This window comes from Ectobacillus sp. JY-23, from assembly GCF_023022965.1.
In the GTDB taxonomy this organism is placed as follows: Bacteria; Bacillota; Bacilli; order Bacillales; family Bacillaceae_G; genus Ectobacillus.
This window is the reverse complement of sequence record NZ_CP095462.1, coordinates 2,734,043-2,757,682: the sequence shown is the minus strand read 5'-3', so window position 1 is coordinate 2,757,682 and position 23,640 is coordinate 2,734,043. Positions and strand designations below refer to the sequence as shown.

Here is a 23,640-nt window from a genome sequence, read left to right as displayed (position 1 = left end):
TTCCGGTCACTTTGAAGATATTCCGGTCACTTTGCCAAAAGCTCAATGACTTCCCTATCCGGCCCTTCATAAAAGACAACCTTCCAGCCGCAGTCCAGTCGAAACGGACCTTCAACAGGTGATAAGCCCCGCTGGCGAAGTCGCTCTATCCATACTTCTACATCCTCTACTTCGAAGCACATATGCATGCCGCTCAGATTTTGTTTTCCTTCTATCAGCTCGAGCAATGCTTGGCCTCTCTTTAAAAAGACAATTTGCTCTCCTAAAAACTGAAATGAGTTCGCTGCTTTAAAATCAAACATCTCTTCATAAAACGCGCGAGACGTCTCTATACTTTGTACATACATCCCCACATGATGCGATTTCATTGTAAGTCTGCCGGTAAAATTAAGTTCATGTCGCCAAACTCATGCCATAAATACCCCTGTTGCAATGCCTCTTGATAGGCTTTTAATAGGATGTCCTCTTGAATAAAAGCTGTCAATAAATCCAAATGACTTGCTTCCGGCTCGTGAAATCCTGTAATTAATCCATCTGCAACACGAAGCTTATAATCTTTTCTGATATATACGTTCGTAGTACCTTCTGCAGCGGTTACTTCTCCATTATCATTTGCTACCGTTTCGAGGGCACGCACAACAGTTGTACCAACTGCGATAATGCGTCCGCCTCGTTTTTTTGTCTCATTGATTAACGCTGCTGTTTTCTGCGGGATGGCATACGCTTCATGGTGAAACTTCGGATTAGCCCACTGATCATTTCCGTAATAGCCAAGACCTGTGTGCAGCTGTAGAAAAGCAATACCTATTCCTTTGTCTTGTAGCTGATTGAGCAAGCCCCATGTAAACGCGCGGCCAGCCGAGGGCATTTCCACAGATCCAGGCACAGATGCGTATACCGTTTGATACGCATCAAGCGGCCACGGTGTGTCAATATACTCATAACGAATAGGTCTACCGTATCTATAAATGAACTCCAAGCTGCTTTCTGAAAAACGTAGAATGACCATTGGTTTTTCTGAACCTGCCGCCACAATTGTTGCCTGCACATCACCTGGTAACATGATCTGATCTCCCACCGCCACCATCCCGATGACAACAGCCTCCCACTCCTGCGCGGATAATCGCTGAGATAGACGAATTTCTACGGTTTGCTTGCCTTTCTTTCCATATAACACCGCCGGAATCGTACGGCTGTTGTTCAAAACAAGAAGATCACCAGGGCATAAGCAATCAACCAAATGATGAAAGCGTAAGTGCGAGATACGCCCTTTTGTATCAAGACTCATCATACGTACTTCATCTCGTTTTATGCCTCTATACTCTGCCGGAATGCTCGCATTTAGATATGAAGGTATATGAAATGTACGTGCTACCTGCATTATTCGACACCCCCAAACTGACGGGCTTGAAATCGTTGGCCGTTTACAGCTGTGGCTTTTTCAGAAGCTAAATATAAAAATACCGCTGTACTTTCTTCTGGATTTCCTAGCTCATAATCACAATCCGGAACAGCAATCGCATGCATTTCCGTATCCATCTCACCCGGGTCTACCATATTCATGCGCACACCCGTCCCCGCTAATTCGTCAGCCCATGTTTGCGTCAAACCTTCTACCGCAAATTTAGAAATGCCATAGGCCCCCCATTCACCACATCCTGTTTTACCAGCTTCTGACGTTACATTGATAATACTCCCACTACCTTGCGTAAGCATACCGGGTAATACACGCTTTGTTACCAAAAATGGATTCATTACATTAATCCGCAAGACATCAGCAAAAGCTTTATCTGTATAATCCAACAAGAGAGAAGGACCAGGTCCAAATACTGAGGCATTATTAATTAATACATCCACTCTTCCAAAAGTTGCTTCTGTTATGGAAACAAAGCGATCTACATCATTTGCATCAGCCATATCTCCTGCAATTGCGAGAACCTCTGCTCCCAGCTCTTGTAATTCTTGCGCAACTCCCAAAAGTGCAGCTTCCCCGCGAGCACTGATTGCCAAACGTGCCCCTTCTTTTGCAAAAGCTAAGGCTAAAGCCTTCCCTAACCCTTTTGATGCTCCCGTTATCATCACAACTTGTTGATTCATTTTGTTATCCCCCTTCGATTTCTTCTACTTATATTGTAGAAAAAGAGGAACAATGAAGCATCGCCAAGTAGAGTGACTTCTATCTCATACTTTCGTATGAGTTATTGAAAAACAATCGTTTTGTTGCCATCCACAATAATCCGGTCCTCTAAATGCCATTTCACAGCACGAGTCAGGACACTTCTTTCAACAGACCTTCCAATCCGCTTAAGCGCCTCAGCGTCATCTCGGTGATTTACCCGCTGAATGTCTTGCTCAATGATGGGACCTTCATCCAAATCGTTTGTCACATAATGTGAGGTTGCACCAATCAGCTTCACACCACGTTCATATGCACGTTCGTACGGCTTTGCACCGACAAAGGCTGGTAAAAATGAGTGATGAATGTTAATAATTTGATTTTGATAATTCGCTACAAAAGACGATGTTAAAATTTGCATATAGCGTGCCAATACAATGAAGTCAACCTGATGTTCTTGCAAAAGTGCCAGATGCTGCCTCTCTGCCTCTTGCCTATTTTCCTTGGTCGCAGGTATATAATAAAATGGGACCCCCAGCGCTTCTACTACACCTTTTATATCCTCATGATTACTAATAACAAGCACAAGCTCCGTAATCAAATCACCACTTTTCCATTCCCAAAGAAGCTCCAGTAAACAATGTGATTCCTTGGATACAAAGATTGCCATACGCTTTACTTCACGCACCGCAATTAATTTCCACTCCATCAGAAATACCTTCGCTACTTCTTGAAAACCGAGCTTCATACCCGCTTCCTTTTCTCGCAGTCCAGGACATTCAAATTCAATTCGTATAAAAAATGTACCGCCTTGTGGGTTTGTAGAGTATTGGTGAGACTCAATAATGTTTGCACCGTAGCTAAATAAAAACTGTGAAACAGCTGCGACAATTCCCGCACGATCTGCGCAGCGCACCAGCAAAATCCCTCTATTTTCATTTTGTTTACGAAACCAATCCCAGTTCTTCATCATCTTTACACCCCTCTACTTGTGATAACATTTTTTCTTCCATATATAGCAACATCAGGTTGTAACGCAGTCTTTATATAGAATATATAACTTGTTTTTACAAAATTTTCATTCTATATTGATAGTATCACAGAAAAGGAGGAAATATATGGACTTTCCTATATTAGAAACCGAACGCTTATATTTACGACAAGTTACAGTTGCAGATGCACCCGCTTTATTTTCTACTTTTTCTCGTAGCGATGTAACACGCTATTATGGGATGGCGCCCTTCACGTCATTGGAACAGGCAGAACACATGGTAAAAAGCTTTGCCGAAGGCTTTGAAGCAAAGCGGAGTATGCGCTGGGGTATTTCTTTAAAAGGCGACTCTACACTGGTGGGGACAATTGGGTTAAATAACTGGAATACAACACATCGACGTGCTGAAGTAGGATACGAGCTTCATCCCGACTATTGGAGTAAGGGGTATGTAACAGAAGCTATTCAAGCCGTAACTACATATAGTTTTTCTGAGCTGCAGCTTGTTCGACTCGGCGCCACTGTATTTCCAGAAAATCCGGCTTCTGTACGTGTATTAGAAAAAAACGGATTTGAAAAAGAGGGTATTTTACGAAACTACCTCATGCAAAACAGAACATCTCATGATGTATGGATGCTTTCCAAATTACCATGCTGATTCTGTTATTTTAACATGTGAACGTTTTATGAAAACGCTATAAAAATACTATTCAAATATAACAAAATGATTTATTATTCCAATATAAAATATTTTCTGAATTATACAACCAGACTGACTAAAAGGAGTAATGCATCATGTTAAAACGAATAAAAGCACAGCGCAAATCATTTCAACAGCTTGTCCAAGAAAACAAAGCAAACCTATTGCGAGATCGAGAAGCTTTAGAAAAGATTGAGCTTAAAATCGAAAAGCGTTACGAGCGAAATGCAACAGCTGTCGTAAAGCAATTACATTCACAAGTAAATTTTCAGAATTAAAAAAATATATTGACTATCAGAAATTAGCGTGTTAACCTTATCAACATATTCAAGTTCAACAGCCAATGATAAGAACGAGTAGCCAAGAATTTTGTTCCCCAGAGAGTCAGCGACTGGTGAAAGCTGATGTACAAAGCTTGTGTGAAAATCATCTTTGAGGTGCAAAGCTGAAGGGATAAGTAGGCTAGGCTTTGCCGGATGTCCTCCGTTACTAGGATCACGTATGTTTGTACGTTGTTGAGGGCCGTATTCATTTTACGGAACTAGGGTGGTATCGCGAGTCAAGCTCGTCCCTATTATAGGGGCGAGCTTTTTTATTTTATCTTAAGGAGTGATCATGATGAAAACAAAAGAAATTTTCTTTATCGGTCTTATGCTATTTTCGATGTTCTTTGGCGCCGGCAATTTAATTTTCCCGCCCTTTTTAGGAATGGAAGCGGGAACTTCCTTTGTTCCCGCTATTATCGGCTTTATTGTAACTGGCGTTGGTTTACCTTTTCTCGTATTAGCCGCTGTTTCGTTAGTAAAGGGCGGCGCGCAAGAGTTAGCAGGACGTGTCCATCCATTATTCGGTACATTTTTTATTGCCGTTGTCTACTTATCTATCGGTCCGTTTCTGGCCATTCCTCGAAATGCGAATGTAGCATTTGAGATGAGTGTAAAGTCTTTTACAGGGGCTTCTTCTACCGCAACATTGTTTGTATTTAGTATTGTGTTTTTTTCACTTGTATATGCAGTCAGCTTAAATCCATCAAAAATGGTGAATTACATGGGGCGCTTTATCACACCGACTTTGCTTGTAGCAATTGGCGTTCTATGTGTTGTTGCATTAAGCCATTTAGATGGTTCGCTTTCCGCACCAACTGAGAAGTATGAAACAGGGGCTTTTTTCAGAGGGTTTATCGAAGGCTATGCCACAATGGATGCCCTGGCTGCATTGGCATTTGGCATTGTCATCTTATCTGCCATTCACAGTCAAGGTGTAACGGAAAAAAGGGCTGTGATGAAATATACGTTAGCATCCGGACTCGTAGCAGGTGCAGCACTTGCTTTTGTATACGTTGCAATTGGATTTACTGGGGCAAAAATGGGTACTGTAGGTACGTTCGAAAATGGAACAGCTATTCTTGCTAAAACAGCAAGTACGTTTCTCGGCTTCGGCGGAACAGTTTTACTTGGGATTATCTTTACGTTGGCTTGCTTTACAACCTGTGTAGGTTTAACAACCGCATGTGGTCACTATTTTGAAAGCATTTCACCGAAATTGACCTATCGCACTGTAGTTACAGTAGTAACGCTTGTGAGCTTGCTCGTTGCGAATATGGGATTGAACCAAATCATTTCTGTATCTATTCCCTTTTTAGTAACAGCGTATCCACTTACCATTGTGCTAGTTATTTTGTCTTTTATGACTAAGAAACGTAAAGTGTATGCAAGTTCAATGCTATTGACAGGAATCGTTGCGTTATGTGACGGCTTAAAGGCATTCGGTGTTTCCTTATCAGGATTACAACCATTATTTGATGCACTACCATTCTCCTCTCTAGGACTTAGCTGGGTTGTTCCAGCCATATTTGGCGCTTGTATTGGCTTGATTTGGGATCAAACGAAACCAACACATACACCACCAGTCTCCAAGGCTGCTTAATAACAGGTCCTGTTCAAATTCGTTGTTTATTTCCGTTACAGGAATACGGTTGGCAAGTGCCTATTATCAAAATGTGGCTAGGACAGAATTGAACAATAAAGTGAAAAAAGTGAAATCGGCGGAGCGATTTCACTTTTTTATTTGTAGAAGCTAGTTATATCCCAGCCTCACACTACTATATAAGTCTACATGGTTTTTTCGAAATATAAACAGCAAGAAAATCACGGCTACAGAACCCCTCGCTACATGTGTATGTTCTTACTTGACACGTGTATCTCTTAGGCACTGACCGCCACCATACATTGCCCGTTCTTCTTTCCCACCCAAAAAAGAATGTCGGTTTTTCTAGTTGTACTTATATATTAAATAAAGATTTACTTCTTTTTATGAAAATATAAGAACATATCGCTACTATCAATAAAAATACTTCTACAACCATGAGAGATAACCCGATTGTTCGATGCAAGAACACAATATAATCAACAAGGGTATGCAGAAATATGGCTAACATAACATAACTGAATTTCTTCTCTTTCACTGCATATAAAACTAAGATAGAAAGAGCAATCTGAAGGACAAGCGCTGCGATACGCTCCGCACCACCCATAACGCCTGAGACAAAGGTTAAATCTAGTAAAGAATCTTTTATTCCTTGTAAAGCTTCTGGTGGAAGCTGACCAAACGCGCTTTCTAATTTTCCTGTATTGAGCAGCTGCGCATATACAATACTTTGAATTGCTGTCATGCCGCCAATGATAATAGCTTCAATTCCTCCATGTCCCAGACCAAAGGCAAGACCATCTTTTCGGTCTCGATACACTTTTAACAGATAGGTAAATGCGATAAACCTTCCAACCTCTTCAAACACACCTGCCATCAGCGATCCATACAAGGTAAACCAATAAGGATGTTCCGTAATTTTTGCTGTGGTTTCATTAACATGCAGTACATAAGCATTCAATGCGCCTTCAAGAATTAATACAAACCCTATAAAAATAGCTGCCCCCACCAACACCGGACGAAATGAGATTTTATATTTCTTTTTCATAAACACGTACACAAAGATGGGAATAAGGATTGATATCATACATTGCACGACGAGACCTGCTATTGCTGATTGACTAACCATTCGCTCTTCGCCCCCTTATAGCGCAATAGCCAATTTTCTAGCACCTGTAGAAGCGTCTCATCGATTGGCTGATTTACCTGCTCTTTATACACTTTCATCAAATTCAAACCATCTATTTCTCCATCCCATATTTTTAAGATATGCGTCATATTTGGAATGATATGTGTCTCTACTTCTCCTTGTACAAGCTTCTCTACCCTCAACACACCTTCAATAGGAGCCTGTAAATCTTTAGAGCCGCTTATAACAAGCGTTGGACATGTCACACTTGCCAAATCTGCACATATATCATAGGAATAATGCTCACGTAACCACTTCGCAGGCAGCTTTTTTCCCATCATTTTAATTGTATCTTCTGTAGAATTCAGTACTTTTTCATCAAAAGCTGCATTTTGCTTTTTCGCTTTTTCCACTGCTTTTAATGTTCGAAACAACCAGCCCTTAAATCCCTTTTGTGCCTGCATAGCTACGAATGCGCTCTCGCGTTGCTGATCAATAGCTTCTTTTAATGACATCGCACCGCCACCTACCATGATGAGTCCACTCGCAGGCTCCTTTATCTGCAAAGCCGTTCCAAGAATACAACCTTCACTATGACCAAAAATAATAATACGGTTAGGATTAACTTGCGGATGCGTTTTTAAAAAGCGCAAACAAGCTGCTGCATCATCAACCATATCCCACATACCGCATGCATAGGCATCTCCTCTGCTCTCATGCATCCCTCTTTTATCATAGCGCAGTGTAACAAAGCCTTGCTGGGTAAAAAAGTGAGCCAAATCTTTATATAAATTCATATCTAATCCGCCTTTGTTTCCATCGCGGTCGCTGCCACCCGTACCCGGAATTAACAAAATAGCGGGAGATTGTACGTCTTCCGTTGCTGGGAATGTTAAGGTTGCTCCTAATTCATAAGCGCTTAAAATCTTTATGTTCTCTTCTCTAATCATGACTTTTCTCCTTTCCTATCAATACCTCTGGAACAACAATCGTTGTAACAAATCTTTTTCTCCTCTCACCCTCTGGTTTGTTTTTCATAGCCTCCTGATATAGCTTGGCGACACTTTTCATTAGCTCCAAATATTCTTTTTCATCTAAATACAGCTCCACTTGGCGCATTGTGACACCGTCCTTGACTAAGTCAATTTCATCTTGATCCAAGTACCGACCAAACTGATCAATTAGATTGCCGACAAATCTCATAAATACGCCCATTTGTTCTTCACGCGAACTATTTTGAAATTCTTCCGCTGAAAGGCCCGCCTCGCCGCCTACCAATTCATACACTTTTTCAATAGTTCCTCGTACCTGATTTGTTGCCGCGACTTCTAGCACACCGCCTTTTACAAGCTTATTCAAATTACGATACAGTGTAGCCTGCGGAACGTCCTTTAGCTTTTCTTGTATCTCCTGCACGGTTAACTTTTGTCCTCCGATAAAGGTCTGTACGATTCTCATGCGAACCGGATGTATAATTAATTTTGCTTTTTCATCCAAACCAATCACCTTGCTTTCTACACAATTATATATGTGCATACATTAAAAAATATTATCATTATCGATAATGATAATATAAAAAGAAAAAAAAGTCAATACGATGATTATATTACTCGTATTTCCATCTTCATATGACATTATAAACGCTCGCTTTTTATCCTACATGCATTTAGGGGCTGTTGAATCCGCCCCTAAACAAGTACAACTGGTTTCATATGAAAATGAGAGAGCACCTCACTAAAACCTTACTCAGCACAGACAAGACTGCAACCATATATCATCCGTTCTTTTTGTCATCTAAAACAGGTTAGTTTTTAAAAAACTTTTCTTTTGTCGCCTGCATCTTCACCTGCAAGGCACTGTCCAAGTTTTTATACATCATGCTTTCCTCTGTAAGAAACTCATCATAGAACTTTTGTAAATAAGAGGTTAGTTCTTCCTCTTTAGGCGGACGCTGTGATGGAGGAAGCTGTGTAATAATCTCCAGCATCTCAGGCAAATCCTTCATTAAAAAAGATTCGTATTTATGTTGCTGTTCGTAAAGACGGCGTGTTCGATAATATGGTATATTTCGTAAAACAGCTGTTACCACCACTTGAATGGTTTCACGGAGCTCTGCATGAACAGTTCGGCTTGCATTTTGAATATATTTGAGCGTTTCCCCGTATTCTTCATGAAAATACAATGTGTAAAAAGACATGTCTAATGTTTGGTCAGCTTGTTGATATGCCTGCTCCATGTATTCTCGAATTTTCACTGCCGTAAAATCAATGTCTTCTTTTGCAAAGTTCTTTTTTTGTTTAATTTTTATATGCAGACGCTTTTGCTCATGTCTTGGCAAAGCATCTAAAATGACGCCTTTTGTACTATGATCTGTCGCACAAAACAGTACACTCAGGGCCTCTATATCACTTCTGCCCTCTGCGCGCAGCCAGCGTCTAAAGGAAGCATGATGCGTGAAGTCCTGTAAAAACGGAATAGATTTATGTGAAAGCTTTTCCATAGAATCTACTGCACGTTTATAAGGCTGTTTCCAGGAAACATACAAACGCCTTCCCGCCAGTACAACGACTGCCCCTGTACCTAACAGCAGCACTGCCCCAATGCCAAGAATCGTTAAAATGATAGATATAATCGTGTCCATCTTACACCTCACTTTTTCTTTCACACATACACGCTATACATATAGTCTTCCTCTGCACAAGCATACCGCACGCCTGCTCTTGTTTCCTACCTAAATTCTACTTCCGCTTATACTCAATCAGCTTCTTCTTCATCTCATCATTAAAGGTATCCAATTCTTTAACAAATGTTTTGCTTGATTGAATAATACGCTCTGTAGACTCTTCTGAAGCTTTAATTGCGGCGAATACGTTCTGAAACGATTCGCGTAGTTTATCCATACCGATTGCCGGATTCTCAAGTAAGCGAGTTGTTTCTTCTGTATTTTGCTTAAGCGCACGAGAGTTACTTAATATCATTGTTTCAATAGCTTCATTTGTGGCGTTTACTGCATCAATACTTTTACGCTGATTGTTGAGCGCTAATTGGATGGAAGCTGAAACAGTTACAACATTTTGTGTCATCGTAATTGCATTTCGTATCGCTTCAACGAGCTTTTCATTGTTTTTCTTAATAATATCTACCGAGGCAATGGATTGGAGTAAGACGCTTTTAGCTTGTTGCATATTGCGGGTTCGCACCAAGATTTTTTCAAGCGCATCATTAATAAGTGGGACATCTTTTTGACGATCCGGCTTTTGTCTCTCTACTTCTAGCATCTCTGCCAGTTTGCGTCCTAAATATACCTGTTTATCCAGATTGTGAATTTTATTCAGAGACTGCTCTTTAAGCATCTGCAGGCCAACACTGTCTTCTTGTAGATTGTCACGACCAACAAGAAGTGATTTAATAATGACTTCAATTTGTTTATCAATGGACTGATATTTATGCATATATGCTTCCATCGGATTTTTACGCATCATTTTATGAACCATCCGTTTGAGACCAGAAGCTTGTACTGTGTTCGGATCTAGTTGTGACACAACCTTGCGTAGTTCAAGGAGAGTCGCAGGAATTTCATCATTTTTTCCATTCATCATGGCAGCTACCGGTTGTTTTAAGGCAGTTAGCGTATCACCCGCTTCACGCTGTTCTTTATCGCCAAGAGCGGCAAGCTGTGTGAGAACATTTGATATATCAGCATTTCTCTCTGTATTTAATTGCTCAACATATGAATCTGCTTCTTTGTTAAGGCGCATTAGCTCCTCTTCTCTAATAATAATATCTGCGATAGGCTCCACATGCTCCTGTGGTGACGGAGACAATAATTCTTTTTGTATATTTTCCAAAGTCATCACTCCCTCTATATTCATTCTAGACCAATTTGTTCATATATACTACTGCTACAGACACAAATACGACTTAAGTCCTATATCTTCTTACATTTTGTCAGAAACTAAACATGTATTACTTCTATTTATCTATAACACACCCCTTCACTGAAACTGTATTTTATTCAGACAATATAAAATCAATGAAAACGTTATCAGTTTTTTGTTGACTTGTGTCGAATTTTCGGATATATTCAATATTGTCAGAAGTCATACATCATACAAATCACTACATTTCACTTATAAGATTATTCTACAATCTGACAACTATCTTTAGAAGATTGGGAGGCTCGCAAATGGATGTTCAAAAGCTTATTGCCAAAGCAATTGAAGCACGTAATCATGCTTATGTTCCGTACTCTAACTTTAAAGTAGGTGCCGCCGTATTAACAAAAAATAATACGATTTTTCTCGGCTGTAACGTAGAAAATGCATCATATGGCTTAACAAATTGCGCTGAACGAACAGCTTTATTTAAAGCGGTTTCTGATGGCGAAACAGAGATTGCGGCAATTGCGGTTGTCGGCGATACAGAGGGACCTATCTCGCCATGCGGTGCATGCCGTCAAGTTATTGCAGAGTTTGGCGAAGATCATACTCCTGTTATCCTTGCCAATTTAAAAGGCGACTACAAAGTAACATCTATACAAGAGTTATTACCAGGTAGCTTTTCTTCTAAAGACTTGTAATCTATGTAACTCGTAATTTTCTATTATTATTATTTTCATGGAGGCAGCAATGAAATATTTAATCGCCCTTTTAGGATTAGTTGTTGTTTTGGGTTTAGCTTGGTTAGTAAGCTCCGACAGAAAGAACATTAAATTTAAACCTATTGCTATTATGATTGTTGTTCAGTTGGTTCTTTCTTATGTATTACTAAACACAAAGTTTGGTCTTGTTTTAATTAAAGGTATTGCCGGCGTATTTGAAAAGTTGCTTGAATATGCGAATGAAGGTATTAATTTCGTATTCGGTGGTCTTGTAAACGAAGGTCAGATGTCTTTCTTCTTAGGTGTTCTTTTACCAATCGTATTTATCTCTGTTTTAATCGGCATTTTCCAACACTTCAAAATTTTACCATTCGTTATGAAATGGATTGGTTTACTTCTAAGCAAAATCAATGGAATGGGAAAATTAGAATCATACAATGCAGTAGCATCTGCTATGGTGGGACAGTCTGAAGTATTTATCACTGTAAAAAAACAATTAGATATGCTTCCTTCTCACCGCTTGTACACATTATGTGCATCCGCAATGTCAACAGTTTCTATGTCCATTGTAGGTGCATACATGACGATGATTGAGCCAAAGTATGTTGTAACAGCTATTGTTATTAACCTATTCGGCGGTTTTATTATCGCATCAATTATTAATCCTTACACAGTTACAGAGGAAGAAGATATTCTTGAAATTCAAGAAGAGGAAGAAAAACAAACCTTCTTTGAAATGATTGGCGAATATATCATGGACGGCTTTAAAGTTGCGATTATCGTAGGTGCAATGCTACTTGGTTTCGTTGCTTTAATGGCTGCCATCAATAACGTATTTGATATGATATTCGGTATCTCATTCCAACAAATTCTTGGCTATATTTTTGCACCATTTGCTTTCATTATGGGTGTTCCTGCTTCTGAAGTAGTAACAGCAGGTGGTATTATGGCAACTAAACTTGTAACAAACGAGTTTGTGGCTATGATCGATCTTGGTAAGGTAGCAAATGATTTGAGTGCTCGTACACTTGGAATTATCTCTGTCTTCCTTGTATCCTTCGCAAACTTCTCTTCCATCGGCATCATCGCTGGTGCGGTTAAAGGATTGAGCGAAAAGCAAGGAAATACAGTTGCACGATTCGGCTTACGTCTTCTATACGGAGCAACACTTGTAAGCGTTTTGTCTGCCGTAATTGTCAGCTTTATTCTATAAGAAAAAAACTTGCGCAAAATTGCGCAAGTTTTTTTCTTATATTGTTCATTTTCGTTGAAATGAATATCTCGATTTAGTAATATTAAGTTACAAAATCATCCTACGAAAAGGGCAAACCTGTTGAAAGATAGGGACGCAAAGCCTATGGTCTAAGGCGGAAACGCTATGATAGCTTGGTTGTCGAAAGGAAGTTGCAATGAATAAGAAAATACTATTATTCTTAATCCCTATTACCGTTCTCTCGCCTCTGTTTTTATATTCGTTATTTCCCTATAATGCAATTTGGTCTCTTATGATTTTACCCGGTATTTTACTTATTGCTGCTTTTCCGAGTTGGAGGGTAGCGGTGTTAGTTGCTTTTTTCCTCAGCACTGTAAAATATTCGTTTGCTTTTATATCGCAGGATATATCTCGAGATATGCTCATTGAATTTATGGTTGGAACGATTACGAACCACTCTGTTCTATTCACCGTTGCTTATTGTAAAATTCAATACAACCGGGCGTTACGTGAAACAAGAGAACTGACATTGATAGATCAGTTAACGGGTGTATACAATCGCAGATATTTTGATTTTTATATGGAAAAAACCATTCCGCTCAGTAATAAAATCGGCATCCCACTTCACATCATTCTTATTGACATCGATTATTTTAAAGCAGTGAATGATACATATGGCCATTCAGCCGGAGACAATATTTTAAAGCAGGTCGCAGGCATCATACAAGATAATATTAGAGCTTCGGATGGCTTGGTTCGTATAGGAGGAGAAGAGTTTGTTGTGTTAGTTCCGGAAACTACAACAAAGGAATGCCTACAGATTGCAGAACGAATTCGAATAGCAGTTTCTAATGCCCATTTTACACATAAAGGTAAACATATCCCTATTACAATCAGTGCAGGTGTCGCAAAATATGCTCGTAGCTCTACTACACACTTCATTCATCAAGCTGATGAAGCTTTATACCAAGCCAAAGCACAAGGTCGCAATCAAGTAGTTATTGCGCAGTAAATTACGCCTTCGTAGACTTTGTTAAAGCTTATCGTTATTTATTCATTAGCGTAGAGAGAAGAAGACTAAAAGAGTCCCCAGCAGTAAAAAACAACAAGAAATTTTAATAGAAAGGCTCTGTTAAAGTTCGTTGTTGATTTCCGTTACGGGTCTCCCTTTGATTCATTTTTCCTGCAGGAGTCTCACAATCAACAAGTGCAAATGATTAACATGAGACTCTGACACAGCCAATAGAAATAAAAAGCACGGAGATCCGTGCTTTTTTATTTCAGCTACGATGCTTTTCGTAAAAATAGCTGTACTTCATCTACAGGTAACGGTTTACTAAAATAATATCCTTGCACTTGATGACAATGAAGATTAATTAAGCACTCCAATTGCTCCTGTGTTTCAACCCCTTCTGCTACTACATCAAATTGCAATAAGTTTGCCATAGAAATAATCATCGCAACAATCGCTTTACTATTCTCATCACTTGTTACATCGCGAACAAAGGACTGATCAATTTTCATGCAGTTTAGAGGTAAAGACTTCAAATAACTTAACGAACTGAATCCAGTGCCAAAGTCATCCATGCTAATACGAATGCCCATGTCTTTCAATACTTGTAACTTTTCAATTGCTTGATTTGTATTTTCCATAAACAAACTTTCCGTAATTTCGATTTCTAATAAGTTAGGGTTAACCCATGTTTGCTCTAATAACTCTTGGATAAATAATACAATATCTTCTTGGCAGATATGACGAGTGGATAAATTAAAGGCAATGCGTGGCGGCACAACACCCTCTTGTTCAAATCGGATAATTTGACGGCAAACCTCCTTCATGACCCAGCGCTCCAGCGCTACAATAAGACCTGTTTCTTCAGCTATCGAAATAAACTTTCCTGGCGCAATCATACCGAGACTAGGATGCTTCCAGCGTACCAATGCTTCCAAACCAATCACTTCATTTGATAATGCATGTAATTTAGGCTGGTAGTGCAGTGTAAGTTCTCCAAGGCTGATTGCTCTTCGTAAATCATTTTCCAGCGTTAACTGCATTTCTGTATTTTCACGGATAGTTTCATTATAAATTTGGAAGTTATTACGCCCCTTCTTTTTCGCATGATACATAGCCGCATCGGCATACTTCATCACTATGGATGCTGCACCTGCATGCTTTGGATACATCGCTATGCCGATACTTGCTGTTACATAGCATTCTTTACCCGCTAAATAAAATGGCTCTTTCGTGGAATTAATAATGTCTTGTGCTAACTGACATAATAATTCTTCTTCTAGCCCTTCTTGTATCAATACTGTAAATTCATCTCCGGCAATACGTGAAAATACATGTTTACCTTGTAAAAGTTTAGCTATACGTCCGGCAAAAGCTTGAATAATTTGATCACCAAATGAATGTCCAAACAAGTCATTCAATTTTTTGAAGCTATCCATATCAATAAACATGATGGCATATGGAGCCGTACTTTCTTCTAAGTTTCGTAGCTTGTTTAGAAAAGAGCGGCGATTGGGAAGCAATGTTAGTTCGTCCTGATAGGCATACCTTTGAAAGGTTGCTTCGACCTTTTTGGCTTCTGTCACATCTTTTACAATGCCATATACCCCTGTTGTTTTACCTTCTACAACTACAGGAATCGTCGTAACCAATACATCTAACTTGTAAGTATCCTGCCTTTCAATTTGCAGCTCTTTATGATGAGCACCACCTTCTATTGTACTCTTAAACAGCTGTTCAAATTGCTGCTTTACTTCCCCGCATATAAAGTTTCCAAAGTGACTACCTATAATCTTCTGTTTAGGTCGCCTCGTAAATTGTTCAAAAGCTTCGTTCACTTGTTCAAATATACCATCTCTACTCAATACAAATACTGGCTCTGGATGGTTATCAAACAACAGTTGTTGATTATTTTGATTATCTGTAATTCGTGTCTCTTGCTCTCTCACAGTCTCTTCTCTCATTAAGTCAGGAACAAGATTCAATAAGAATACGAACACAATCTGTATGTAATAAGGTATAAAGCTTGCTTCCCGCAAGCCGATAAACGGTTCTTCCGTTTCTATAATTGCTAAAAATGTCACATAAGGAATACCCGCCATGACAATACCACCTAGTAGTGAACCTGACACTTTCCAAATATATATATTTTTTAACGATGCAGAGCGCCCCAATTCAATTAAATAACGAAGCCCGGCATAAATATAGGCTAATGTTAATGTGAATGCCATCATCAGCTGCAATGGCTTAATATCAACAAACGTTTCATATACAAATAAAGAGGTAACATAATGACTTACAAACATATATGTGGATACAGCAAGAACGGCCGTAAGAAATCGAACATGAGTTAAAAACATACTATAGGCCAAATGTAAAACAACCCATACCATAAATCCGCCCATAACTAAGCTAATGACAAAATACGTGATAGGATTTACAGAAAGAGGTAATCCGAGCGATAAGACGGTTAATATATGAATGCACCAAAAAAGGAGGGTTAATAATACTGGCCCCCATATCGCTTTATTTTTTTCTCGTTTGTTTTCATAATTCATTCGTAGCTTAATAATAACAAAACAACTTGTAATGGAAAGCAAATAAACACCTAACATGTAGAACCCAGTCATTTTCTTACTCCTTCTTTACACGTTCACATTGCGAATAGGATAACTTCACATAAGAAGATTCTATTATAAAAACATTATTTTTGTATATAATAATTTTAAAAATAAGATAATTTATTCATAGGGTCTGTTAAAGTTCGTTGTTGATTTCCGTTATTCCACGGGCGGTCAGGGAGCCTCCTCAGCACTATGCGCCTGCGGGGTTTCCCTTTGACTCGCTTTTCCCGCAGGAGTCTCACCCTCTTCACTCCAATCAATCAGTGCAAATGATCAACATTAGGCTTTAAAACAGCCTATTCATAAAAAAGGTCTATTTAGGTTTGAATCCTAAATAGACCTTTTCCTCATACACTTTCTAAAACCGCCACCGCTTCACAATGCATTGTTTGCGGGAACATATCAACCGGTTGAATCTCTCGCGTTTTAAAGCCGCCATCCTCTAAGATGCGTAGATCCCGAGCAAGTGTGGCAGGATTACAAGACACGTATACAACGCGCTTTGGCTTCATATCAATAATAGTCTCCAAAAGCGAGTCATCACAGCCCTTACGAGGTGGATCAACTACCATCACATCGGCATGAATACCTTGCTTATACCAATTAGGAATTACTGTTTCCGCTTCTCCTACCGCAAACTCTACATTTGTCATTCCATTCAGTGCAGCGTTACGCTTCGCATCTTCAATTGCTTCCGGAACAATTTCAACACCGTACACCGTTTTGGCTTTCTGCGCTAAGAAAAGAGAAATGGTTCCGATACCACAATAGGCATCAATTACCTCTTCTTGCCCACTAAGTGCAGCATACTCCATTGCCTTATCGTATAATACCTTTGTTTGTATTGGATTGACCTGATAAAAGGAGCGGGCTGAAATTGCAAATTTAATATCACCGATACAATCATAAATATATTCTGAGCCGTACAATACTTTCGTTGTATCACCAAAAATAACATTCGTACGCTTTTTATTTACATTCTGCACGATGGATTTCACATTTGGAAATTGTACGACAATCTCGTCGATGATTTGCTGCTGCTGCGGCAAATCTCCCGTACGTGTCACAAACACAAGCATAATTTCACCGGTCACTTGTCCATAGCGCGCCATCACATGTCGTAGCGTACCTGTGTGCTCCTCCTCACGATAAGCTTGTACACCATGCTTTTCGCAAATTCTCTTTACCGCTTGAATCAAAATATCGTTCTCTTCAATTTGAATTAAGCACTTTTCCATGTTAATAATCTCATGTGTACCCTGGCGATAAAAACCGGCAACTAGTCCGCCCTCTCTGTCACCAATTGGCACCTGGGCCTTGTTTCGATACTCCCAGGGCTTTTCCATACCTAACACCGGATGGATCGGCACGTCTTCCAAGCCGCCAATACGGCGCATCACATCACGTACTTGCTTTTCTTTTGCTTTTAGCTGACCTTCGTAGCTCAAATGCTGAAGTTGACAGCCGCCGCATTGCTTATACACAGCGCAGGGAGCTTCCTGACGATAGGGGCTTTTCTTATGCAGCTCAATCAAGCGGCCAAACGCGAAATTCTTTTTTACCTTAATAATCTTGATTGTCGCATGCTCTTCTGGTAGCGCCTGTGCTACAAAAATCGGATAGCCATTCACCTTTGCAACACCAGCACCATCATGTGTTAAATCCTCAAAAACTACATCTATATATTCATTCTTCCCAACAGGGGGTGTCATTTTTACGCTCATCTCTCGACCTCTTTTTTTGAATTCACTGCGTATCATTGTATCATATTTGTCCTTCCTTTATCCATTTACGATTGCTGGTGCACTTATACCAAAAATGTGCAAGAAAAATAGCTAAAGCGGTACACTATATACGAAAGGAGGAGGTGCGATGAGATGGATATGTATATTCATGATTTTACTTTTTCATATACCTTTATCGGTTGTGCAAGGGGCGGGGAAATCTGTTCCCATTCTGATGTATCACAGTATTGAAAAGTTTACCGGAAGCGGTCTACGCGACTTGTATGTATCTCCACAAAATTTTGAAGCTCAATTACATTACTTAAAAGAGAATGGCTATACACTTTTGACATTTGAACGTTGGAACGAGATTACTCATGTAAAAAAACCTATTTTTATTACGTTGGACGATGGATACAAAAACAATATGAATGCCTTTCGCATTCTACAAAAAGTCAAGGATGCTAACTTCCAACCCACTGCCACTATTTTCGTAGCTGCAGGCTTTATCGGAAGGCCAAAGCGACTTTCAAAAGAAGATTTACGTCTTATGTCAAACTCCGGTTTGTTCTCCATTCAATCACACACCATGTTCCACCCTGATTTAACGAAGGTTTCTAATTATGAATATGAGCTGAAAACCGCAAAGGAAATAATTGAAGAAATCACAGAAAAACCGGTTATCGCTTTTGCTTATCCATACGGTTTTTTTAACGATACAGTTATTGAAGAAACAAAGAAATATTATCAGTTTGCAGTTACGGTACGAGCAGGTCTTTTCAAGGAAACTGGTGTAAGTAACGAGCGCTACAAGCTCCCCCGGCAATTTGTAAAATACGATACGACGTTGGAAGAATTCAAACAGCTTTTACAATAAAAAATAAACGAAGGCACAGGCCTTCGTTTATTTTTTACTCTGCTCTTGTTTTTGGAACAAACAGCTCCAAATAATGATACATATTTTCAAATTCCATTGGTGCATCTCCGCCGTACTCACCGTCAAGATTAATCATTAACTTCTCAGGTGTTGTAACCTTGATGCGGTTCGCCTGTGTATATAAAATACGTGGGTTGTTGATATGTTCTCCTCGCAGCGCTTGTGATGCAGCTTTAATTAAGTCCGCTACAGACCCCTTTTTCAATACAAGCAAATCAAATAAGCCATCATTAATAGATGCATATGGCGCTACCTTTTCAAATCCACCTACAGATCTTGTATTTGTAATCAGGAAGAGGGTAATCTCTTCTTGCAACAGCTTGCCGTCGTACTCAATTTCCACATAGGTAGGGTGAAGAGAAGGTAGCATCTCAATGCCTTTTAAATAATAGGCGAGTTGCCCTAAAACGGTTTTCAGCTTACTTGGCACCTCAAATGTTAGTTCAGTAATACGACCGCCACCTGCAATATTAATGAAGTATTTATCCCCTGCTCTACCGATATCAAGCGGTACGGAATGTCCCTCACAAATAATATCAACAGCCTCTTCAATGGTACGTGGTACACCAATTGCACGGGCAAAATCATTGGTTGTACCGACCGGAATAATACCAAATTTCGGACGATGCTCTTGTCCTACCAACCCATTCACTACTTCATTTAATGTACCATCTCCACCTGCTGCAATGACTAAATCAAAACCGCGCTGCGCCGCTATTGCTGCAGCTCTTGTAGCATCGCCTTCACAGGTTGTCGCATGACAAGATGTTTCGTAGCCGGATTTTTCTAATTTTTCAAGTACTTCTGGTAAATTCTTTTTAAAAATCTCACGTCCAGAAGTTGGGTTATATATAATTCTTGCTCGTTTCATATCCTATCCATCCTCAACAGTAGATAAAATTTCTTTTTATTCTATGTACACCATCATATATTTTACCATTTTTATGAACAAACAGCCAACACGAGCATAAGAATGCTATCGCACAATTTGGTGAACGCTTATGCTCATCTGTATAGTATAAGTAAACAAACGTTTGTTTAAACACCTACCTCTATGAAAAGCTCTGTTACAATTCATTTTTTCTAACTATTAACACGGAGCTAAACAGAAAAAAGGGGCCCCCAAGTGATAAGGACACCTCTTTTACAACGATATATTATTTTCTGTAAAGCTGATTGGGCACTTCTCTGATAACATAAGCTTTGATAAAAAGGAAGGCTTTATTCCTATTTACAAATTACCTTATCGCTTATTTATCTCTTCCAACAAAAGCTTGTTTACCAGAGGCGGGTTTGCCTGTCCCTTTGTAAGCTTCATAATTTGTCCAACCAAGAAGCCAATCGCTTTTTCTTTTCCATTCTTATAGTCTTCAATGGATTGTGGGTTTTTATCCAGCACTTCTGTAATCATGGCTCGCAGTGTGCCTTCATCTGAAATTTGAACAAGTCCTTTTGATTTAATAATCGCTTCCGGATCTCCGCCTTTTTCAACCAGCTCCGCAAACACTTGCTTGGCAATCTTAGAAGAGATTGTACCCTTTTCAATTAAAGTAATTAAATTTGCTAGGCTTGCAGGAGTCAGGGCGATATCCTTGAGTTCTTTTTGCTGCTTATTGAGGTAAGCTGACACCTCTCCCATCAGCCAGTTGGAAGCAAGCTTTGCATCCGCTCCGCCTGCAACTGTCGCTTCAAAGAAATCTGCCATTTCTTTTGTTGCTGTTAATACACCTGCATCATAACCTGGCAGCCCCCATTCTTCTACATAACGCTTTTGACGCGCATCTGGAAGCTCAGGAATTTCAGCGCGAACACGCTCTTTCCAAGCATCGTCGATATATAATTCAACCAAATCCGGCTCTGGGAAGTAACGATAATCATCGGAACCTTCCTTCACACGCATTAAAATAGTTGTTTTGGTTGCTTCATCGTAACGACGTGTCTCCTGCTCAATAACACCGCCGGCACGTAAAATTTGCTCCTGGCGTTTTTCTTCATATTCTAATCCTTTTTGTACAAAGGCGAAGGAGTTTAGGTTTTTCAATTCTGTTTTTGTACCAAATTTCTCTTGTCCAACTGGGCGCAATGAGATATTAGCATCACAGCGCAGCGAGCCCTCTTCCATTTTACAGTCAGAAACCCCTGTATATTGAATGATGGATTTTAACTTTTCTAAGTATGCATACGCTTCTTGCGGGGTGCGAATATCCGGTTCAGAAACAATCTCTACAAGAGGTGTTCCTTGTCTATTGAAATCAACAAGTGAATAGCCGTCACCCGTATGTGTAAGCTTGCCCGCATCCTCTTCTAGATGAATACGTGTAATACCGATTCGCTTTTTGACACCATCGACTTCGATATCAATCCAGCCGTTTTCGCCAATTGGCTTATCGTATTGAGAAATTTGATATGCCTTTGGGTTATCTGGATAGAAATAGTTTTTACGGTCAAACTTTGTCTCTGTTGCAACCTCGCAATTTAGAGCCATAGCAGCTTTCATCGCAAATTCAACAGCTTCTTTATTTAAAACAGGCAGCACCCCCGGATAACCCAGCTCAATTACACTTGTTTGCGTGTTTGGTGGTGCTCCAAATGCATTCGGGCTGGCGGAAAAGATTTTTGATTTTGTTTTTAATTCCACGTGTACTTCTAAACCAATGATTGTTTCAAAGTTCATTATCTTTCCCCTCCTTACAATTGTGGCCTTTTTTTATGATGTTCTGTTGCTTGCTCGAATGCATGAGCTGTACGATATACCGTTGTCTCATCGAAATGCTTGCCAATAATTTGTAAGCCAAGCGGCATACCATTTGCACCAAATCCGCAAGGTACAGAAATAGCAGGCACACCAGCAAGGTTTACCGGAATCGTTAAAATATCATTTGCGTACATAGTTAATGGATCGTTTACCTTTTCCCCTACTTTAAAAGCAGGCGTTGGTGTTGTCGGTCCAATAATCACATCATAGTTTGAAAATACATTCTCAAAGTCTTGCTTAATTAACGTACGTACTTGTTGTGCTTTTTTATAATATGCGTCGTAATATCCTGAGCTTAAGGCGAAAGTGCCTAGCATAATACGGCGCTTTACCTCATCTCCAAATCCTTCGCTACGCGTTTGCTTATACAATTCAATCAGGCTAGAGGCATTATCAGAGCGCATGCCATAACGAACCCCGTCAAAGCGTGCTAAGTTTGCAGATGCCTCTGAAGAAGATAGCAAATAATACGTTGCCAGTGCATACTTCGAATGCGGAAGTGATACTTCCTCCCAAGTAGCACCAAGGCTCTCTAACACCTGCAGTGCTTGTAAAACAGATTGACGTACTTCCTCGCTAACACCTTCTCCTAGGTACTCCTTCGGAACAGCGATGCGTAATCCCTTTACATCTCCTGTTAAAGCAGCCACATAGTCTGCTGTTGCTACATTTGCAGATGTGGCATCCATCTCATCATGACCTGAAATAGCTTGTAACAAATATGCGTTATCTTCTACGCTTCTTGTGATAGGACCAATTTGGTCTAACGAAGAAGCGAACGCTACAAGACCGAAGCGGGAGATACGACCGTACGTTGGCTTTAAGCCGACAACACCACAATAAGCGGCGGGCTGACGAATGGATCCGCCTGTATCAGAACCAAGAGAAAACAACACTTCACCTGCGGCTACTGCGGCAGCGGAACCACCACTGGAGCCACCTGGTACGTATTCAATATTCCAGGGGTTCTTCGTCGGATGAAAACCAGAGTTTTCATTTGATGAACCCATTGCAAACTCGTCCATATTCAGCTTTCCAATTGTTACAGTTTCTGCTGTATGCAGCTTTTGCACAACTGTCGCATCATAAATTGGATCAAAATTTGCTAGTATCTTGCTAGCACAGGTTGTACGAAGCCCCTTCGTAACAATATTGTCCTTTAGACCAATCGGTAAACCAAATAACAAACCGGTTTCTTCTCCACTACTTAGTTTCTGATCAAGGGCAATCGCTTTTTGGCGTGCTCCTTCTTCATCAAGTGTCAGGAATGCTTGGACCTTCTGCTCCACTGCAGCGATTCTTTTATATGATTCTTCTACTAAATCCGTAACAGAGATTTCTCTATCTTGTAATTTCTTATGTAATTGCGATACAGAATGCTCAAACAAAGCCATCTATGTTTCCCCCTATTCTAAAATTGCCGGGACGCGTATTTGATTCTCTTTATGGTCCGGAGCATTTTTCAGCACATCTTCAACAGGTAAACCTGGTTTTGCAACGTCTTCACGCATCACATTTTTCATTTCTAACACATGCGAGGTTGGCTTTACGTTTGTTGTATCCAACTCGTTTAATTGCTCCGCAAATGTAATGATTGCATCCAGTTGCTTCGAAAACTTTTCCGCTTCTTCTTCCGTAATGGCCAATCGAGCCAAATGTGCAACATGCTTTACATTTTCGACCGAAATTCTTGACATCATTCAGACACCTCCATCTAAAGTGTATAACTTGCAAACTATCTTTGTCTTCATATGATACTGATAATACCAAATTTTCAAAGCGACAAGCAACCTGTGTCTCCTTCAAAATACTACTTTCTTCTATACTTGCAGGTTCTTGAAACAAAAGCGCTAGAACAACTCAATGAATGTATATGGGTTCGCTCAACACGGACTATCGAGCGCTGGCCAGTG

The 23,640-nt window shown here is 39.9% G+C and carries 22 protein-coding genes, 1 riboswitch and 1 other annotated feature; of the genes, 7 read left to right on the top strand and 15 right to left on the bottom strand.

Features of this window, described 5'->3' with window-relative positions:
- Nucleotides 1-26: 26 nt before the first annotated feature.
- From MUG87_RS14190 to purU, 4 genes are all read right to left on the bottom strand, one after another.
- On the bottom strand, nt 27-368 hold the full coding sequence (locus tag MUG87_RS14190; protein WP_247082983.1) for a VOC family protein: 342 nt from the start codon (nt 366-368) through the stop codon (nt 27-29).
- Nucleotides 365-1,381 (bottom strand): S-adenosylmethionine:tRNA ribosyltransferase-isomerase, encoded by a 1,017-nt coding sequence (locus MUG87_RS14185; RefSeq protein WP_247082982.1) that lies wholly within the window; start codon nt 1,379-1,381, stop codon nt 365-367. Before MUG87_RS14185 ends, MUG87_RS14190 begins: the two co-directional genes overlap by 4 nt.
- The gene (locus MUG87_RS14180) at nt 1,381-2,097 is read right to left on the bottom strand and encodes an SDR family NAD(P)-dependent oxidoreductase (protein WP_247082981.1); all 717 of its coding nucleotides are present in this window, start codon (nt 2,095-2,097) and stop codon (nt 1,381-1,383) included. Before MUG87_RS14180 ends, MUG87_RS14185 begins: the two co-directional genes overlap by 1 nt.
- Nucleotides 2,098-2,198: 101 nt before the next feature.
- Nucleotides 2,199-3,089: a formyltetrahydrofolate deformylase gene (gene purU, locus MUG87_RS14175; RefSeq protein WP_247082980.1), complete on the bottom strand. Its 891-nt coding sequence runs from the start codon at nt 3,087-3,089 to the stop codon at nt 2,199-2,201.
- 145 nt (nt 3,090-3,234) lie between these two features.
- On the opposite strand from purU, the gene MUG87_RS14170 reads away from it, so the two are divergent.
- The 3 genes from MUG87_RS14170 to brnQ all read left to right on the top strand — a co-directional run bounded on the left by MUG87_RS14170 (nt 3,235) and on the right by brnQ (nt 5,733).
- On the top strand, nt 3,235-3,765 hold the full coding sequence (locus tag MUG87_RS14170) for a GNAT family N-acetyltransferase (protein WP_247082979.1): 531 nt from the start codon (nt 3,235-3,237) through the stop codon (nt 3,763-3,765).
- A gap of 137 nt (nt 3,766-3,902) precedes the next feature.
- On the top strand, nt 3,903-4,085 hold the full coding sequence (locus MUG87_RS14165; protein WP_247082978.1) for an FbpB family small basic protein: 183 nt from the start codon (nt 3,903-3,905) through the stop codon (nt 4,083-4,085).
- A 56-nt stretch (nt 4,086-4,141) separates the two neighbouring features.
- Nucleotides 4,142-4,383, top strand: a binding site (T-box leader).
- A gap of 39 nt (nt 4,384-4,422) precedes the next feature.
- Nucleotides 4,423-5,733, top strand: a complete 1,311-nt coding sequence (gene brnQ / locus MUG87_RS14160; RefSeq protein ID WP_368042541.1) for a branched-chain amino acid transport system II carrier protein — start codon at nt 4,423-4,425, stop codon at nt 5,731-5,733.
- A gap of 355 nt (nt 5,734-6,088) precedes the next feature.
- On the opposite strand, the gene MUG87_RS14155 is transcribed toward brnQ, so the two are convergent.
- The 5 genes from MUG87_RS14155 to MUG87_RS14135 form a co-directional block, all read right to left on the bottom strand.
- Nucleotides 6,089-6,862 (bottom strand): YhfC family intramembrane metalloprotease, encoded by a 774-nt coding sequence (locus tag MUG87_RS14155; RefSeq protein ID WP_247082977.1) that lies wholly within the window; start codon nt 6,860-6,862, stop codon nt 6,089-6,091.
- Nucleotides 6,841-7,812 carry an alpha/beta hydrolase gene (locus MUG87_RS14150; RefSeq protein WP_247082976.1) on the bottom strand — a complete coding sequence of 324 codons (972 nt, stop codon included), beginning with the start codon at nt 7,810-7,812 and terminating at the stop codon, nt 6,841-6,843. Before MUG87_RS14150 ends, MUG87_RS14155 begins: the two co-directional genes overlap by 22 nt.
- A complete protein-coding gene (locus MUG87_RS14145) occupies nt 7,805-8,359 on the bottom strand; it encodes a helix-turn-helix domain-containing protein (protein WP_247082974.1) in 555 nt (184 codons plus the stop codon). The genes MUG87_RS14150 and MUG87_RS14145 overlap by 8 nt, the downstream gene beginning before the upstream one ends.
- A gap of 307 nt (nt 8,360-8,666) precedes the next feature.
- Nucleotides 8,667-9,503 carry a DUF3974 domain-containing protein gene (locus MUG87_RS14140; RefSeq protein ID WP_247082972.1) on the bottom strand — a complete coding sequence of 279 codons (837 nt, stop codon included), beginning with the start codon at nt 9,501-9,503 and terminating at the stop codon, nt 8,667-8,669.
- Nucleotides 9,504-9,600: 97 nt separating this feature from the next.
- The gene (locus MUG87_RS14135) at nt 9,601-10,716 is read right to left on the bottom strand and encodes a toxic anion resistance protein (protein WP_247082970.1); all 1,116 of its coding nucleotides are present in this window, start codon (nt 10,714-10,716) and stop codon (nt 9,601-9,603) included.
- A gap of 332 nt (nt 10,717-11,048) precedes the next feature.
- Here MUG87_RS14135 and MUG87_RS14130 point away from each other — a divergent pair, with 332 nt between their 5' ends.
- From MUG87_RS14130 to MUG87_RS14120, 3 genes are all read left to right on the top strand, one after another.
- Nucleotides 11,049-11,441 (top strand): cytidine deaminase, encoded by a 393-nt coding sequence (locus MUG87_RS14130; RefSeq protein ID WP_247082968.1) that lies wholly within the window; start codon nt 11,049-11,051, stop codon nt 11,439-11,441.
- A gap of 49 nt (nt 11,442-11,490) precedes the next feature.
- A complete protein-coding gene (locus MUG87_RS14125) occupies nt 11,491-12,675 on the top strand; it encodes a NupC/NupG family nucleoside CNT transporter (protein ID WP_247082965.1) in 1,185 nt (394 codons plus the stop codon).
- Nucleotides 12,676-12,775: 100 nt separating this feature from the next.
- A riboswitch (cyclic di-GMP riboswitch) is annotated at nt 12,776-12,860 on the top strand.
- Nucleotides 12,861-12,871: 11 nt separating this feature from the next.
- Nucleotides 12,872-13,687, top strand: a complete 816-nt coding sequence (locus MUG87_RS14120; protein ID WP_247082963.1) for a GGDEF domain-containing protein — start codon at nt 12,872-12,874, stop codon at nt 13,685-13,687.
- 272 nt (nt 13,688-13,959) lie between these two features.
- Here the strand turns inward: MUG87_RS14120 and MUG87_RS14115 are convergent, their stop codons facing one another.
- Nucleotides 13,960-16,317, bottom strand: coding sequence for a putative bifunctional diguanylate cyclase/phosphodiesterase (locus MUG87_RS14115; RefSeq protein ID WP_247082961.1), 2,358 nt, complete (start codon nt 16,315-16,317; stop codon nt 13,960-13,962).
- A gap of 341 nt (nt 16,318-16,658) precedes the next feature.
- Nucleotides 16,659-18,035 (bottom strand): 23S rRNA (uracil(1939)-C(5))-methyltransferase RlmD, encoded by a 1,377-nt coding sequence (gene rlmD, locus MUG87_RS14110; protein ID WP_247082959.1) that lies wholly within the window; start codon nt 18,033-18,035, stop codon nt 16,659-16,661.
- A gap of 148 nt (nt 18,036-18,183) precedes the next feature.
- Here rlmD and MUG87_RS14105 point away from each other — a divergent pair, with 148 nt between their 5' ends.
- A complete protein-coding gene (locus MUG87_RS14105; protein ID WP_247082957.1) occupies nt 18,184-18,912 on the top strand; it encodes a polysaccharide deacetylase family protein in 729 nt (242 codons plus the stop codon).
- Nucleotides 18,913-18,946: 34 nt separating this feature from the next.
- Here the strand turns inward: MUG87_RS14105 and MUG87_RS14100 are convergent, their stop codons facing one another.
- The 4 genes from MUG87_RS14100 to gatC form a co-directional block, all read right to left on the bottom strand.
- Nucleotides 18,947-19,843: a diacylglycerol kinase gene (locus tag MUG87_RS14100; RefSeq protein WP_247082955.1), complete on the bottom strand. Its 897-nt coding sequence runs from the start codon at nt 19,841-19,843 to the stop codon at nt 18,947-18,949.
- Nucleotides 19,844-20,215: 372 nt separating this feature from the next.
- Complete coding sequence (gene gatB / locus MUG87_RS14095) at nt 20,216-21,646, bottom strand: Asp-tRNA(Asn)/Glu-tRNA(Gln) amidotransferase subunit GatB (protein ID WP_247082953.1); 1,431 nt, start codon at nt 21,644-21,646, stop codon at nt 20,216-20,218.
- A 14-nt stretch (nt 21,647-21,660) separates the two neighbouring features.
- Nucleotides 21,661-23,121, bottom strand: coding sequence for an Asp-tRNA(Asn)/Glu-tRNA(Gln) amidotransferase subunit GatA (gene gatA, locus MUG87_RS14090; RefSeq protein WP_247082952.1), 1,461 nt, complete (start codon nt 23,119-23,121; stop codon nt 21,661-21,663).
- A gap of 12 nt (nt 23,122-23,133) precedes the next feature.
- Nucleotides 23,134-23,424 (bottom strand): Asp-tRNA(Asn)/Glu-tRNA(Gln) amidotransferase subunit GatC, encoded by a 291-nt coding sequence (gene gatC, locus MUG87_RS14085; RefSeq protein ID WP_247087696.1) that lies wholly within the window; start codon nt 23,422-23,424, stop codon nt 23,134-23,136.
- Between the last annotated feature and the right edge of the window lie 216 nt (nt 23,425-23,640).